Here is a 14,573-nt window from a genome sequence, read left to right as displayed (position 1 = left end):
CCCACGGACGCGCCGGCCGCCGCAATCTCCGCCGCCGCGCCGGCCCACAGCCCGCCGACGGGCTCGGCCAGCGCCACGACCACCCGGTCACGCTCGCCCACCCCGGCCGCCCGCAGCGCGGCGCCGGTCAGCCTCGCGGCCTCCGCGAGGTCGTCCGGGCCCAGCGGGTACGCGCTCGCGGCGTCGGGGGCGACCACCAGCAGCCCGGTGGCCGACCGGGCGCCCGCGCCGAGGTCGTCCCGGGTGAGCCACCGCGCCTGCGGGGCGGTCACTTGATCACCTCGGTCATGAACAGCGTCATCGCGTCGCACACCCGGTCGTGCGCCAGCCCGCCCACCTGCGCCTGGATGATCAGGTCCGTGGCGCCGGCCTCCGCGATCCTGGCCAGGGCCTTGCGCGAGCCCTCCACGTCGTCCACCACGACCATCAGGTGCTCGCGCAGCGTCGCCATCGCCTCGTCCGGCGGCATCCCCGCCGCGAGCTGGCCGAGCACACGGTGGGTGGCGTGCCGGGCGTCGTAGTAGTCGGGCGGGGTGACGAGGTTGACCTGACGCCGGATGTACCACAGGACGGCGTCGGCGGCCGTGTCGTTGGCCTCGTCCCGGGTGGGCGCCACGTACCAGGGGATCATCAGCGCGACCCGGCGCGAGGCGGGGTCGAAGCCGGCGGCGGCCAGGCGTTGCTTGTACTGGGCGATGTCGGCGGCCACGTCGTCGATGCCCTTGACCATGGTCATGCCGAGCAGGTTGTAGCCGTGGTCGGCCGCCGCGAGGTAGCCCTCCAGCGAGGTCGAGGCCACCCACACGGGCGGGTGCGGCTGCTGCACGGGACGCGGGTAGACGGCGACGTCGGGGATCTCGAAGAACTCGTTGGAGCGGCTGACCGGCTCCCCGTCGGCCCGCCAGATGGCCAGCGTCGTGTCGAGCGAGTCCTCCCAGATCTGCCGCGACTTCTCGAACGGCCGCTGGAACGCCTGGTACTCCAGGGGCGAGGCTCCCCGCCCGGTGCCGAACTCCACCCGCCCGCCGCTGAGCACGTCGAGGGTGGCGACGCGTTCGGCCGTGCGGATCGGCGACTGGAACGGCAGCAGCACCACGCCCAGCCCGAGATGGATCCGCTCGGTCCGCTGCGAGATCGCGGCCAGCACCAGGTCGGGCGCGGAGGAGTGGGAGAAGCCCCGGGTGAAGTGGTGCTCGACGAACCACGCCGTGTCGAAGCCGAGGCTGTCGCCGAGGACGACCTGGTCGATCACGTTCTGGAACGCCTGTTGCTCGACCTCGCGGGAGCGCCCGCGCACCTCCAGTTCGTACCCCAGGCTGATCCGTAGGGACGTCATCGCGCCTCCGGCGAAAGTAGTAAACCAAGCGCTCGCTTGGTAGAGACTATCAGGGCCGAAGACTTGCGGGAAGGGCGCGTTCGCGATCAGAGTGATGCTCGTGAGGCGAAAGCACGCGCTACGGCGGCCGAAAGATGGCACGCTGCCCGATATGCGGGACGATGACTTCTCGCTCACGAGCGCCCAGAGTTACGAAGCGCTGGGCCGGGTGATGGCGGCGCTGGCCACCGAGGCCGAGTTCATCGAGTCGTGCCGCGACCTGACCTGGTGGCGCGGCTCCGATCGCGGCTGGCGGCTGGAATGGCGCGACGGGCCGTACGCGTCGGAGGTGGCGGCGCTGCTGGCCGGGCAGGCGGGCGATCCGGAGTGCGACGGTGACCTGGTCACCGTCCCCGGCCCCGGCGGCATCGGGTCGGCGGTGCTCGACGTGCTGGGCGTCCGCTTCGAGCTGCGCGCGATCGACCCGCTCGGCCTCGACCGGCTGCGCGCCAGGCCCGGCCTGTGGCGCATGGCCGAGGTCCTCGACACCGGCCGCGGCGGCAACACCCGCCGCCCCTGGGAGGAACTCCTCGGCGGCTGACCCGCCGACCAGCTAGAACACGTGCTCCGCCAGCCGCTCCCGGTGCTCCTGCGGCGGCCCGAACAGCTGCGCGTCCGACGTGGCCCGCTTGAGGTAGCGGTGCGCCGGATGCTCCCACGTCACCCCGATCCCCCCGTGGACCTGGATGTTCTCCCCGGCCGCCGTCAGGTACGCCTCCGTGCAGTACGACCCCGCGACCGCCGCCAGCACGGGGGAGTCCGCCGCCGCCAGTGCCGCCGACCTGGCCGACTCGACCAGCAGCAGCACGTCGGCCAGCTTGTGCTTGATCGCCTGGAACGACCCGATCGGCCGCCCGAACTGGTGCCGCGTCCTGGCGTGCTCCGTCGCCATCTCCAGGCACCGCTCCGCCCCGCCGGCCTGCTCGGCCGCCAGGGCCGCGACGCCGAGGTCGCGCACCCGGCTCCATCCGCGCCCGTCCCCGGCCGGTCGTACGGGAACGCCGTCGAAGAACAGCCCGGCCAGCGGCCGGGACTCGTCCATGGTCCGGTACGGCGCCCGCCGCGAGGGTGTGGCCTCCACCAGGACCTCGCCCATGTAGGCGAGCACCACGTCCCCCTCCAGCGCGTACGGAGCCTCGCCCGTCAGCAGCCCGTCCCGCAGGGTCAGCTCCCCGTCCCCGGGCAGCAGCACGGTCGCCGTCAGCGAGCCGCCGGCCAGCGCGGGCAGCAGCCGCTCCATGGCCGCGTCGTCGCCGCCCGCCTTGAGCGCCTCGACCGCCAGGACCGCGCACTGCAGGAACGGGTACGGCGACAGCGCCCGTCCCAGCTCACCCGCCACGACCCCGGTCTCGGCCGGACCGCAGCCGGCCCCGCCGTACGCCTCGGGCACGGCCAGCCCGGCGACGCCGAGGTCACCCGCGAACGCCCGCCAGGGCGCCCCAGGCCGCTCGGCGAGATAGTCGCGGACGACGGCGCGCAGCTCCTCGTGGACGGTCACGCGGGCCAGTTTAACCAAGCGATTGCTTGATGGACATAACCCTAAATTTGCCTTTTACGGATAGTCACATAATGTGATTGTGGTCATTCCTAGACGTTTCCGGGGGAGGGATGACCAGGGACTGGAGATGGAAGAAACCGCACTCGACTATGCCGACTTCGCCGAGTACGACCGGCGCCAGCGCGGCATCGAACGTCACATGCTCGCGGCCTTCCTCGGGGGACTGGCCGTCGGGCTCGTCGGCATGCTCACCGCCGGACGCGGCCCGCTGTGGCTCGGCCAGCTCTACGACCCGTACATGTACCTCGTCCTGGCGCTGCTCGTGGGGGCGAGCGCGGCGGGGTTCGGGTGGGCGCTGCTCGGCACGTCCCTGGCGGCCCTGTCCACGATCGTCGCGGCGATGGGCGGCAGCGCGCTGCGCGGCGGGTCCGACCTCGGGGTGATCGGCGGCGACGCCGCGGGCACGCTGAACTGGACCCTCGCGCTGCTGGTCGGGCTGGGTCTGCTCGCGTACGTGACGCGCAGGCGCGACGGCTGGGGCGACGTGGCCGCGGGCGCCATCGGCACGCTGCTGCTGGCCGACGTGATCGACCGGGCGACGCCTGGCTTCATCGACAGCGAGCCGGCGTTCTGGCCGGGCCCCGCGCTCGTGGCCGGCGTCCTGTCGGCCGCGCTGGTGCTCGCGCTGCGCCGTAGCTGGGGCAGCCGGCTGCGGGCTCTGGCGATGGCGGCTGTGCTGGCCGCCGCCTTCACGTTCGCGGTCACGGGTGCCCCGGTGGGCTGGATCCCGGTCACCGTCTGAGCGGCGCTCCTGGCCCGCCGGCCCCGGCGGGCGGGAGCCGCCGGTCCCGATAAGCACGCGCGGCGCGCTGCTCCGAGTCGATAGCCTGTAATCCTCCGTATCCAGGCCGAGCAAGGAGTAGCCGTGTTGCTGCGCATGTCGTCGTTGTTTCTTCGCACCCTGCGGGACGACCCGGCAGACGCGGAAGTGCCGAGCCACAAGCTCCTGGTCCGCGCCGGTTACGTCCGCCGCGTCGCGCCCGGCATCTACTCGTGGCTGCCCCTCGGCAAGATGGTGATGGAGAACGTCGCCAAGGTCGTCCGCGAGGAGATGAACCGGATGGGCGGCCAGGAGGTGCTCTTCCCCGCCCTGCTGCCCCGCGAATACTACGAGGCCACCGGCCGCTGGACCGAGTACGGCGACACGCTGTTCCGGCTCAAGGACCGCAAGGGCGCCGACTACCTGCTCGGCCCCACCCACGAGGAGCTCTTCACCGACATGGTCAAGGGCGAGTACTCCTCGTACAAGGACTATCCTGTCACGCTCTACCAGATCCAGACGAAGTACCGTGACGAGGCCAGGCCCCGGGCGGGCATCCTGCGCGGGCGCGAGTTCCTGATGAAGGACTCCTACTCCTTCGACCTCGACGACGACGGGCTCAAGCACTCCTACGAGCGGCACCGCGAGACCTACATCCGCACCTTCGACCGGCTCGGCATCACGTACAAGATCGTGTTCGCCACGTCGGGCGCGATGGGCGGCTCGGCCTCGGAGGAGTTCCTGGCGCCCACGCCCACCGGCGAGGACACGTTCGTGGCCTGCCACTCCTGCGGCTACGCGGCCAACGCCGAGGCGGTCACCACGCCCGTCCCCGCCGCCCGCTCCCTGGAGGGGCTGGAGGCGCAGCGGGTCCTCGACACGCCCGATACGCCGACCATCGACACGCTCGTGTCCTACGTCAACGAGCACCACGGCCTCGACGTCACCGCCGCCGACACCCTCAAGAACGTCGTGGTCAAGGTCACCACGCCCGGCTCCGACAAGGTCGAGACGCTGATCATCGGCGTGCCCGGCGACCGCGAGGTCGACTTCAAGCGCCTGGAGGCGGCGCTGGCTCCCGGCGAGCCCGCCATCTTCGAGGCCGACGACTTCGCCAGGCACCCCGGTCTCGTGCGCGGCTACATCGGCCCGCAGATCCTGCGCGACCTCGGCATCCGCTACCTGGTCGACCCCCGCGTGGTCACCGGCACCTCCTGGGTGACCGGCGCCAACGAGCGCGGCAAGCACGCCGCCCACGTGGTCGCCGGCCGCGACTTCACCCCCGACGGCACGATCGAGGCCGCCGAGGTGCGCGCCGGGGACCCCTGCCCCCGCTGCGGCTCGCCGCTGTCCATCGACCGCGGCATCGAGATCGGCCACATCTTCCAGCTCGGCCGCAAGTACGCCGACGCGGCCGGGCTCGACGCGCTGGGCCCCGACGGCAAGCCGATCCGCATCACGATGGGCTCCTACGGCGTCGGCGTCTCCCGCGCCGTGGCGGTCATCGCCGAGCAGGCCCACGACCAGCTCGGCCTGGTGTGGCCGCGCGAGGTGGCGCCCGCCGACGTGCACATCGTCGGCACCGGCAAGGAGAACCAGATCGAGGCGGCCCTCCAGCTCGCCGCCGACCTGGAGGCGCGCGGCGTGCGCGTCCTGGTCGACGACCGGGCGCAGGTCTCGCCCGGGGTCAAGTTCAAGGACGCCGAGCTGCTCGGGCTGCCCACGATCGTGGTCGTCGGCCGCGGCCTGTCCCAGGGCGTGGTCGAGCTGCGCGACCGGGTCACCGGCGTCAAGGAGGAGATCCCCCTCGACACGGCCGCCGACCGCGTGGTGGCCGCCTGCTCATGACCGGACGGACCCGGTACGGCCAAGCGCCGTACCGGGCCCGCCGGGGCGGTCGGAAGAGCCGGGCCGGTCGGAGGGGCCGGGTCAGTCGATCGCCTCGGGCAGCGCGATCCGGCCCTTGCGCCGCAGGATCACCGGCCCGGCCAGGCACGCCGCCGCGACCACCAGGATCGCCAGCGACACCGGCCGGGTGAAGAACACCGACGGATCCCCCTCGCTGAACGCCAGCGCCCTCCTGAACTGCACCTCCATCAGCGGCCCCAGCACCGCCCCCAGGATCAGCGGCGCGACCGGATACCGGGCCCGCCGCATGACGAACCCCACCAGCCCGAACCCGTACGCCACCAGGATCTCGAACACGCTCTGCCCAGTCGCGTAGACCCCCAGAGTGGCAAATGTCAGGATCGCTGCGGTCAGCAGGGCGGCGGGCACGCTCAACAGCTTCACCCACAGCCGGATCAACGGCAGGTTCAGCACGAGCAGCATCACGTTGCCGATGTAGAGGCTGGCGATCAGCGTCCACACGAGCGTCGGCTGCTGGTCGAAGAGCTGCGGCCCGGGCTGCACGTTGTAGATCTGGAAGGCGATCAGCAGCATGCTCGCCGTGGCCGACGTCGGGATGCCCAGCGTCAGCAGCGGCACCAGCACCCCCGAGAACGCGGCGTTGTTGGCCGCCTCCGGCCCGGCCACGCCCTCGATGGCGCCCTTGCCGAACTCGTCGGGATTCAGCCGCTTCTCGACGTTGTAGCTGAGGAACGTCGGCAGCTCGGCGCCCCCGGCGGGCAGCGACCCGATGGGCAGCCCGAACGCGGTCCCGCGCAGCCACGGCTTCCACGAGCGGCGCCAGTCGTCGCGCGACATGCCGACGCGCCCGCTCACCTCCACCTTCGGCGGCGTCCCCTGGTGCCGCTGGGCCGCCGTGGACACGGCCTCGGCCACGGCGAAGAGCCCGACGGCCAGCGCCACCACCGGCAGCCCCTCGTACAGCTCGGGCACGCCGAAGGCCAGGCGCGGCTGGCCGGTCATCTGGTCGATGCCGACCAGGCCGATCGCCAGTCCGAGGAACAGGCTCGACATCCCCCGTACGACCGAGTCGCCCATGAGCGAGGTGACCGTGACGAACGCCAGCACCATGATCGAGAAGTACTCGGCGGGCTGGATCGACTTGGCGATGGCCGACATGCCGGGCGCCAGGAACGTGATCACCACGGTGGAGATCGTCCCCGCGACGAACGAGCCGATGGCCGCCGTGGCCAGCGCGGCCCCGGCCCGGCCCCGGCGCGCCATCGGGTAGCCCTCCAGCGTGGTGGGGATCGAGGCCGTTTCGCCGGGGATGTTGAGCAGGATGGCGGTGGTGCTGCCGCCGTACATGCCGCCGTAGTAGATCCCGGCGAACATCACGAACGCGCCGATCGGGTCGAACACCAGCGTCAGCGGCAGCAGCAGCGCGATCGTGGTGGCCGGGCCGAGGCCGGGCAGCACGCCGACGAGCGTGCCGACCGTGACGCCGAGCAGGCCGAGCAGCAGGTTCTGCAGGCTGAGCGCGTGCGAGAAGCCGTCGAGCAGGTTGGCCAGGACGCTCATCTCAGATCGCCAGCCTCACCAGGCCGGGCGGCAGGGCGATGCCCAGCAGCCGGTCGAACAGGAAGTACGTGGCCAGCGCCAGCAGCAGCCCGGCCAGCAGGTCGCGCACCAACCGCCGGCTGCCCAGCACCCGGGCGACCGCGGTGAAGAACAGCGTGGTGGCCTGCCAGTAGCCGACGGGCACGAGCAGCACCGCGTACAGGACCAGCGCCCCCACCAGCAGCAGCACCGGCCCCCAGCGGACCTCTCCGTCCGGGGCGGCCGGCGACCTGAACGCCTGCGCCACCCCGATCACGGCCACGACCGCCATGCCGCCGCCCACCAGCAGCGGGAAGGCGCGCGGCCCGACCGCCTGGTAGGCGCCGCTGTCGGGGATCATGAACGCCTGCGCCAGCACGACCAGCGCGACGGCCAGGAACCCTGCTGACACCAGCCGCGTGCTCACTTGCCCAGCCCCAGCTCGCCGAGGATGGTGGTGATCTGCCCGCGCTGCTGGGTGAGCACCTGCTCGAACGCCTCACCGGGCGTCCAGGCGTCCACCCAGTTGTTCTGCTTGAGCACCTGCTGCCAGCACGTGGTCCGGCGCATCTTGTCGATCATGCTGATGACGTCCTGTTGCTGCTCCTCCGACAGGCCCGCGGGGGCGAGGACGCCGGCCATCGTGGCGATGGACTTGTCGGCCAGCCCGAGCTCCTTCAGCGTCGGCGCGTCGACGCCCTCGATCCGCTGGTCGCCGTCCACCGCCAGCGCCCGCAGCTCGCCGGCCCGCAACTGGGCGCGCAGCTCGGCCACGGTGTCGACGCCGGCCGTGGCGGCGCCGCTGAGCAGCAGGTTCATGGACTCGCCGCCGCCCGCGGTGGGCACGAAGTTGATGTCCTTGGGATCCACGCCCTCGCCCTTGGCCAGGCCCGCCACCGTCATGTGGCCGGGCGCGCCGAGTGAGCCGCCGGTCCACTTGACCCCGTGCGGATCCTTCCTCAGCGCCGCGAGCAGCGCCTTCAGGTCTTTGTACGGCGCCCCCTTCGGCACCACGATCGCAGACGGCCCCTTGCTCAGCCCGGCGATCGGGGTGAGCGTGGTCAGGTCGACGGGGGAGTGGTTGTTGACGATGCCGCCGAGCATGGTGGCGCTGTCCATGACCATGAGCTGGTACGGGTCGCCCTTGCTCTTGGCGAACTGGGCCAGCCCGATCGTGCCGCCCGCGCCGGGGACGTTGACGACCGTCGACTTGACGTCGGTGATGTCGCACTGGCTGAGCGCGCCGGCGATGCCGCGGGCGCGGGTGTCCCAGCCGCCGCCGGGGCTGCCCGGCGCCATGATCGTCAGCGCCTTGCTGGGGTAGCCGTCGCCCGGGCCGGTGCTCTCGCCGACGGCGCAGCCGGTGACCGTGACGGCCAGCGCGACGACTGCGGCAGTGATTCTCATGATGTCTCCTGGGGGGTGAGGATCGAGGTGAAGAAGTCCATGACCGGTTCGAGCACCCGCATCGGCTCGTGCGCCACGCTGGGCACCACGTCGAACCGGACGGAGATGCCGTGCGCGGCGTAGTTGTCGCGCATCGCCTCCAGGCGCGCGACGCGGGTGGAGCCGTGGGCGTCGGCGCCTTCCATCCAGTTGGCGTCGCCCCGGTTGTTGATCTCCCAGGTCTCGACGTCCTCGGCGCCCACGACCATCTGCACCGGCACCGCGGCCAGCTCCTCGATCCGGGGCGCCTGGCCGAACTCCTCCTCGAACCCCTTGAGCCCGACCCACCAGGGGTTGTCCCAATCGATGTACGATATCCGCCCTGGTGCGCCGATCGAGAGCCCGGCCAGGCGGTCCGGGTGCAGGTAGGCGAACCGATGGGCGAACTGGCCGCCGCCGGAGAAGCCGTGCAGGAGGAACCTCCCGGTGTCCACGTTGAAGCGCTCGCCGACCTCCTCGACGATCGCCAGGAGCACGTGGTCGAACCTGATGTCGCGATATTTGATGAACTTGAAGCCGTGCAGGTCGTCCGCGTCCTCGATCCCCGCCGGGAACAGCGGCGCGAGCACCAGGCAGCCCTGACGCTCACCCCACTCGGCGAGGTTGTCGCGGTACTGCGGCCCGCGCCGCCCCGTGCCGTGCTGGAGCACGGCGAGCGGCAGCGGCGGACCGCCGGGCGAATGGGCCGTCGGCACGTAGAGGCAGTAGGAGAAACGCTGGTCGTATCGGGACGCGAAGATCGTCGTGGCCCCGCTGAAGTAGTACTCCCTCGGGTGCTTGACGCCCTCGCTCTGGTGAAGTGCCTTGGCCATGGCGCCACAGCCTGGACATATATGGGGTTACGGACAAGAAGATTGTCACCAACGCGGTAATGTGAAGGGTGCCCGTCACGCTGGTCCTGTCGTCCGCTGACCAGGCCTTTGTCATGACAAGGGTCTCGCCGCTGGCCGAGCTCTGCGCCTGTCTGCACGCGCTCGACGAGCCCGGGCACCACCCCGCCGCGGCCCGCTGGATCGCCAGGCTCCACGCCGAGACTGACAGCGACCTGCTGGCCAGGGCGACCGCGTGGGCGCCGCTCTGGGGCGCCTTCCGCGCCCGCTACCTGCTGCCCCTGTCGCCCTCACCCGGCCGCTCCCGCTCGCTCGCCGACGAGCTGGCCGAGATCGAGGCCCTGCCGATCGGCGAGTTCACCGCCATGACCCTGCAGGCGCTGATCGGCAAGAACGGCGCCGTCCTCGGCCCGAACGTGCTCCAGCGGCTCAGGCTCATCTCCTCCAGCCGGGTGGAGCTGGGCGCCCGCGTCTACGACGACGCCCACGGCTTCAGGCGCGAGCTGCTCGGCTTCCTGACCGGCTTCGCCGCCGCCGCCTTCGACGCCGACTGGCCCGGCCTGCGCACCGCGCTGCTCGCCGAGGCCGCCGTACGCGAGCGGGCGCTGTCCGTACGCGGCGCGATGACGTTCGCCGACTTCCCCGCCGCCACGGTCTCCGGCGACCGGATCGTCCTCGACAAGCTCTACAGCTCCACCGAGCACATCACCGCCGACCGGCCCTGCCTGCTGCTGCCCAGCCTGTACGGCCGCCCGCACTTCGTGGTCAAGCACTACCCGGGCTATCCGATCGTCATCCAGTACGGCGTCGGCAGCACGGCCGGCCCGTCACTGGAGGTCGTCCGCCAGCGCCTGGCCGTGCTCCAGCACCCCACCAGGCTCATGCTCTGCCGCGCCATCCTGCGCAACCCCGTCGCCACCGCCGAGCTGGCCACCCAGCTCGGCATGACCGCGCCCCAGGTCTCCAGGCACCTGCGCCACCTGAGGGAGGCCGAGCTGGTGCACGTGCACCGCGACGGCGCCGCCGTCTACTACCAGCTCGACGCCGAGGCGGTCGGACGCGTGGGCGCCGACCTGCTCACCGTCCTCTACCGGTGAGTCACCGGGGCTGGGAGGTGCCGGGGAAGGCCGTGGTGATCGAGGGCTTGAAGCCGTACGAGCGGGCCGCCGACTCCTGCATCGCCAGCGCCGCGAACTTGCGCAGCGCCGCGTCGTCGGCCGCCACCAGCTCCAGGTAGGCGGCCGTGACGCCGCTCTCCACCAGCACCGCCAGCCGCACCGCGTCGGCCCCAGACGAGGGCACGAGCGGCAGCTCGTAGGCGGGCTCCGGCTCCGACGGCGTGCCGCCCCTGCCGGTGATGTACGAGCGGAGCTGGTCGCGCCTGGCCCGGTGGGCGTCGTAGGCGCCGGTCACCCGCGCCCGCAGCGAGCCCGTGGTGCGCGCCCCGATCAGCCCGTACGCGAACACGGCGGCGTGCTCGGCCGACAGCGCCTTGCGCAGCTTCTCGACGTCGTCGGCGATCACGCGGACCTCGGCAGCTCGGTGGTCACGTCGACCTCGGCGGGTGGGGGGTCACGCCGGCCTCACGTGTCGCGCCGGCCTCGGTGGTCACGTCGACCTCGGCAGGGCCAGCGCGTGGACGGCCTCGCAGGCGCCGATGCCGGCGATGAGCTGGGCCAGCTGCGGCGAGACGCCCGCGAGCTGGCGGGTGCGCAGCGCCGCCGCCTTGCGCTCGGCGTCACGCAGCCGCGACAGCGACGTCCTGGGCGCGGCACTGACGGTGGTGGACGGCTGCGGGCCGGCGCTCGGGGCCTCGCCCAGGCGCTTGCGCAGCTCGTCCAGGTGGGCCTGGTGCCGGTCGCGGAACGGGGCCAGCTTGCTCTGCCCCGCCGTGATCAGCCCGGAGTAGAGGGCGATCGTCCGCTCCTTGTCGGCGATCAGCTTGCGCAGCAGCACCCGCTCGGGATCCTCCGAGGGGGTCGGCGAGGGCGCGGGCGTCGCGGGGGCGCCGCTGCACCCGGACAGCGCCGCCGTGGTCGCGGCCGCTCCGCCTGCCAGCACGGCTCGCCGTGAGAGGGAACGCGGGCGCACGGGCGGAGACCTCCTGAAAACGGAACGCAGATAGCATCGTACGGTCTCAGGACCGCTCCCCGCGTCAAGCGGACGGGGCGCGGCGCACGGATCCACCGGCCTCGTCGATCACCGCGCTCAGGCCCGGTCGATACCTGAGCCGAGTGGCGCTCTCTTCGTGCCCCCGTACAGATAGGGTGTCAACTGTCGTCGCTGGCTGAGCGGCCAGGCGGCAAGGAGGCCAGAGGCGAGGTCCGCCCGGCTGAGACATGACAATAGGGGAGGTCGATATGGGCAGCGCATCACCCCGCGACCACCTGATGAAGCTCCTGGAGCCCGTCGTCAGCGCGGAGGGCCTCGATCTGGAGGACGTCAAGGTCACTCAGGCCGGCAAGCGCCGGCTGCTGCGCGTGATCGTCGACCGTGACGGTGGCGTCAGCCTCGACGACGTGGCCGAGGTCAGCCAGGCCGTCTCCACGCTGCTCGACGACACCGACGCGATGGGCCAGTCGGCCTACACGCTGGAGGTCTCCTCGCCGGGCGTCGACCGTCCGCTGACCGAGCCGCGCCACTGGCGGCGCGCGGCCAAGCGGCTGGTGAAGGCCGAGCTGAGGGACGGCACCGTGGTGGAGGGCCGGGTGCGCTCCGCCGACGAGAGCGGCGTCGAGCTCGACGTCGACGGCACCGGCCGCCGGCTCGACTATCAGGACCTGACCCGCGGACGGGTGCAGGTGGAGTTCCGCCGGATCGACGATGCAGACGATGCAGACGTCGACGGCGACGAAGGCTAAGGGGAAGCCTCGTGGACATCGACATGAGCGTCCTGCGCAGCCTGGAGCGGGAGAAGGACATCTCCTTCGACCTGGTCGTCAAGGCGATCGAAGACGCGTTGCTGATCGCCTACTTCCGCACCGAGGGCGCCGCGCCCAAGGCACGGGCGGAGCTCGACCGGACGAGCGGGCACGTGACCATCTACGCCGCCGAGATCGACGACGAGGGCGAGATCGTCAGGGAGTTCGACGACACGCCGGGCAACTTCAGCAGGATCGCCGCCACCACCGCCAAGCAGGTCATCCTGCAGCAGCTGCGCGACGCCGAGGACGAGATCAACTTCGGTGAGTTCGCCAGCCGCGAGGGCGAGCTGGTCTCCGGCGTGATCCAGCAGGGCAAGGACCCCCGCGTGGTGCTGGTCGACCTCGGCAAGATCGAGGCCGTGCTGCCGCACAACGAGCAGGTCCCCGGCGAGGAGTACGTCCACGGCGAGCGCATCCGCGCCTACGTGGTCCAGGTGAAGAAGGGCCACAAGGGCCCCTCGGTCACGCTCTCGCGCACCCACCCCGGCCTGGTCAAGAAGCTGTTCGCGCTGGAGGTGCCGGAGATCGCCGACGGCACCGTCGAGATCGCGGCCGTGGCCCGCGAGGCCGGGCACCGGACGAAGATCGCGGTCAGGTCGCGCAGGCCGGGCGTCAACGCCAAGGGCGCCTGCATCGGCCCGATGGGCTCGCGCGTCCGCAACGTCATGACCGAGCTGCACGGCGAGAAGATCGACATCATCGACTGGTCGGAGGATCCGGGGGAATTCGTAGGGAATGCCCTGTCGCCCGCCCGTGTTTCCCACGTCGAGGTACTCGATCTGGAAGGGCGTGTCGCGCGGGTGACGGTCCCCGACTACCAGCTTTCCCTGGCCATCGGCAAAGAGGGGCAGAATGCCCGGCTTGCCGCCAGGCTCACAGGATGGCGGATCGACATCCGGCCTGACACCCAGGCCGAGGACGCCGCCGGTTCCGTAGATGCGTCGACACGGTAAGCTGGAATATGGTGGCCACGCGGCTCCGCAGCGCACGTGTGTGGGCTGCAGGGTTCGTACGGCTAAGTCCGACCTGCTCCGCTTGGTGCTGGTCGAGGATCACCTGGTCCCTGACCTGCTAGGACGGCTCCCCGGAAGGGGTGCGTCACTGCACCCGTCCGTGAGCTGTCTGGAGCTTGCCGAGCGTCGCCGAGCGTTTCCGCGCGCGTTCCGCGTGCCGGGGCCGCTTGACGTCTCGCGCGTGCGGGCCCACCTGGAGAAGGAGAACCAACATGTCATGTAGGACGCCGAGTTGATGGGCGGAGTCAGATTGCTATGAGCGCCTGATGAGCACGCGGCGATGAAGACGTCAAGGTAGCGACGGTCCGGACGGCACAGCCAGCCTCCCGGGCCGAGTAAGGGAGTGCAGTGGCGAAGGTCCGGGTATACGAGCTCGCTAAGGAGTTCGGCGTAGAGAGCAAGGTCGTCATGGCCAAGCTCCAGGAGATGGGGGAGTTCGTCCGTTCGGCGTCCTCCACCATCGAAGCGCCGGTGGTCCGCAGGCTCACCGAAGCTTTGGGCGCATCCAAGGGTGGGTCCTCCAGGGGCGGCGGTTCGTCGTCCAAGCCGCAGCCGCCAAGGGCTGCTCCCCGGCCGGCGGACAGCCAGGCCGGCAACGGCGCCTCCGAGGCGCCCGTCCCCACAACTCCGCGGCCCGGCCCCCGGCCTGGTCCGCGTCCGGGTCCCGCGGGCGGCGGCCAGCAGCCGCGTCCGCCGGTGCCCATGCCGCAGCAGTCGCAGCAGCCCGAGGCCCCGCGTGCGGAGACGCCGGCGGCTCCTCAGGCGCGCTTCGAGTCCGGCGCCGGTGCGGGCACGCGTCCCGCGCCCACCCCTGGCCCGCGTCCCGGCCCCGCCGCCCGTCCTGGCCCCAGGCCAGGTCCCGCGGCCCGTCCGGGCGGTCCTTCCGGTGAGCGCGGCGGCGAGCGTGGCGACCGCGAGCGCGGCGGTGACCGTGACCGCGGCGGCGAGCGCGGTGGCGGTTCCGCCGCTCCGCGTCCCGGCGCTCCTTCCGGCGAGCGCGGCGGCCCGCGTCCGGGTCCCGGTCCCAAGCCGGGTCCTCGTGGCCCGCGTCCGGGCAACAACCCGTTCTCGTCCAACGCCAGCGGCATGGGCCAGTCCCGGCCGCCGCGTCCCGGCGGCAACCGCGAAGGCGGCGGCCCCGGCCAGCGCGAGCGTCGTGACGGTCCGCCCCGCGACGGCGCGATCCCGCGTCCGCCGCAGGGTCGTGGCGGCGGCGAGGG

Annotated in this window: 16 protein-coding genes and 1 pseudogene; 8 read left to right on the top strand and 9 right to left on the bottom strand. The window is 72.0% G+C overall.

Annotated features, from left to right (window positions below; genetic code table 11):
• Together KME77_RS22115 and KME77_RS22110 are read right to left on the bottom strand one after the other, a co-directional pair.
• Positions 1-272: pseudogene (locus tag KME77_RS22115) on the bottom strand (hypothetical protein); the annotation flags it as partial.
• Positions 269-1,336 carry an LLM class flavin-dependent oxidoreductase gene (locus KME77_RS22110; protein WP_219470777.1) on the bottom strand — a complete coding sequence of 356 codons (1,068 nt, stop codon included), beginning with the start codon at positions 1,334-1,336 and terminating at the stop codon, positions 269-271. The pseudogene KME77_RS22115 and the gene KME77_RS22110, both read right to left, overlap by 4 nt.
• A 151-nt stretch (positions 1,337-1,487) precedes the next feature.
• Between KME77_RS22110 and KME77_RS22105 the strand changes: the two genes are divergently transcribed.
• Positions 1,488-1,916, top strand: a complete 429-nt coding sequence (locus KME77_RS22105) for a hypothetical protein (protein ID WP_246610467.1) — start codon at positions 1,488-1,490, stop codon at positions 1,914-1,916.
• Between the two features lie 12 nt (positions 1,917-1,928).
• Here the strand turns inward: KME77_RS22105 and KME77_RS22100 are convergent, their stop codons facing one another.
• Positions 1,929-2,891 (bottom strand): acyl-CoA dehydrogenase family protein, encoded by a 963-nt coding sequence (locus tag KME77_RS22100; protein ID WP_281424225.1) that lies wholly within the window; start codon positions 2,889-2,891, stop codon positions 1,929-1,931.
• Between the two features lie 109 nt (positions 2,892-3,000).
• On the opposite strand from KME77_RS22100, the gene KME77_RS22095 reads away from it, so the two are divergent.
• Positions 3,001-3,675 carry a hypothetical protein gene (locus tag KME77_RS22095; protein ID WP_219470772.1) on the top strand — a complete coding sequence of 225 codons (675 nt, stop codon included), beginning with the start codon at positions 3,001-3,003 and terminating at the stop codon, positions 3,673-3,675.
• A gap of 123 nt (positions 3,676-3,798) precedes the next feature.
• Positions 3,799-5,541, top strand: coding sequence for a proline--tRNA ligase (locus KME77_RS22090; protein ID WP_219470769.1), 1,743 nt, complete (start codon positions 3,799-3,801; stop codon positions 5,539-5,541).
• An 81-nt stretch (positions 5,542-5,622) separates the two neighbouring features.
• Here the strand turns inward: KME77_RS22090 and KME77_RS22085 are convergent, their stop codons facing one another.
• From KME77_RS22085 to KME77_RS22070, 4 genes are read right to left on the bottom strand one after another with little or no spacing between them, the layout of a single operon-like run.
• Positions 5,623-7,122: a tripartite tricarboxylate transporter permease gene (locus KME77_RS22085; RefSeq protein WP_219470767.1), complete on the bottom strand. Its 1,500-nt coding sequence runs from the start codon at positions 7,120-7,122 to the stop codon at positions 5,623-5,625.
• A gap of 1 nt (position 7,123) precedes the next feature.
• Positions 7,124-7,567: a tripartite tricarboxylate transporter TctB family protein gene (locus KME77_RS22080; RefSeq protein WP_219470765.1), complete on the bottom strand. Its 444-nt coding sequence runs from the start codon at positions 7,565-7,567 to the stop codon at positions 7,124-7,126.
• On the bottom strand, positions 7,564-8,547 hold the full coding sequence (locus tag KME77_RS22075; RefSeq protein WP_219470763.1) for a Bug family tripartite tricarboxylate transporter substrate binding protein: 984 nt from the start codon (positions 8,545-8,547) through the stop codon (positions 7,564-7,566). Before KME77_RS22075 ends, KME77_RS22080 begins: the two co-directional genes overlap by 4 nt.
• A complete protein-coding gene (locus KME77_RS22070; protein ID WP_219470761.1) occupies positions 8,544-9,398 on the bottom strand; it encodes a hypothetical protein in 855 nt (284 codons plus the stop codon). The genes KME77_RS22075 and KME77_RS22070 overlap by 4 nt, the downstream gene beginning before the upstream one ends.
• 68 nt (positions 9,399-9,466) lie before the next feature.
• On the opposite strand from KME77_RS22070, the gene KME77_RS22065 reads away from it, so the two are divergent.
• Positions 9,467-10,513, top strand: coding sequence for an ArsR/SmtB family transcription factor (locus KME77_RS22065; protein WP_308250824.1), 1,047 nt, complete (start codon positions 9,467-9,469; stop codon positions 10,511-10,513).
• 1 nt (position 10,514) lies between these two features.
• Here KME77_RS22065 and KME77_RS22060 read toward each other — a convergent pair whose 3' ends face one another.
• Together KME77_RS22060 and KME77_RS22055 are read right to left on the bottom strand one after the other, a co-directional pair.
• On the bottom strand, positions 10,515-10,940 hold the full coding sequence (locus KME77_RS22060; protein ID WP_308250823.1) for a ferritin-like domain-containing protein: 426 nt from the start codon (positions 10,938-10,940) through the stop codon (positions 10,515-10,517).
• An 84-nt stretch (positions 10,941-11,024) separates the two neighbouring features.
• A complete protein-coding gene (locus KME77_RS22055; RefSeq protein ID WP_219470757.1) occupies positions 11,025-11,507 on the bottom strand; it encodes a hypothetical protein in 483 nt (160 codons plus the stop codon).
• A gap of 269 nt (positions 11,508-11,776) precedes the next feature.
• Between KME77_RS22055 and rimP the strand changes: the two genes are divergently transcribed.
• The 4 genes from rimP to KME77_RS22035 all read left to right on the top strand — a co-directional run.
• Positions 11,777-12,277, top strand: a complete 501-nt coding sequence (gene rimP / locus KME77_RS22050) for a ribosome maturation factor RimP (RefSeq protein ID WP_219470755.1) — start codon at positions 11,777-11,779, stop codon at positions 12,275-12,277.
• Between the two features lie 11 nt (positions 12,278-12,288).
• Positions 12,289-13,293 (top strand): transcription termination factor NusA, encoded by a 1,005-nt coding sequence (nusA, locus tag KME77_RS22045; RefSeq protein ID WP_308250822.1) that lies wholly within the window; start codon positions 12,289-12,291, stop codon positions 13,291-13,293.
• A complete protein-coding gene (locus KME77_RS22040) occupies positions 13,277-13,576 on the top strand; it encodes a YlxR family protein (protein WP_219470753.1) in 300 nt (99 codons plus the stop codon). Before nusA ends, KME77_RS22040 begins: the two co-directional genes overlap by 17 nt.
• Positions 13,577-13,701: 125 nt before the next feature.
• Positions 13,702-14,573, top strand: an 872-nt coding sequence (locus tag KME77_RS22035; protein ID WP_219470751.1) for a translation initiation factor IF-2 N-terminal domain-containing protein, incomplete at its 3' end; no start/stop codon positions are given.

The organism is Nonomuraea rhizosphaerae (assembly GCF_019396405.1).
GTDB lineage: Bacteria > Actinomycetota > Actinomycetes > Streptosporangiales > Streptosporangiaceae > Nonomuraea > Nonomuraea rhizosphaerae.
The sequence above is the reverse complement of the archived record's forward strand: the minus strand, read 5'-3'. Positions and strand labels throughout refer to the sequence as shown.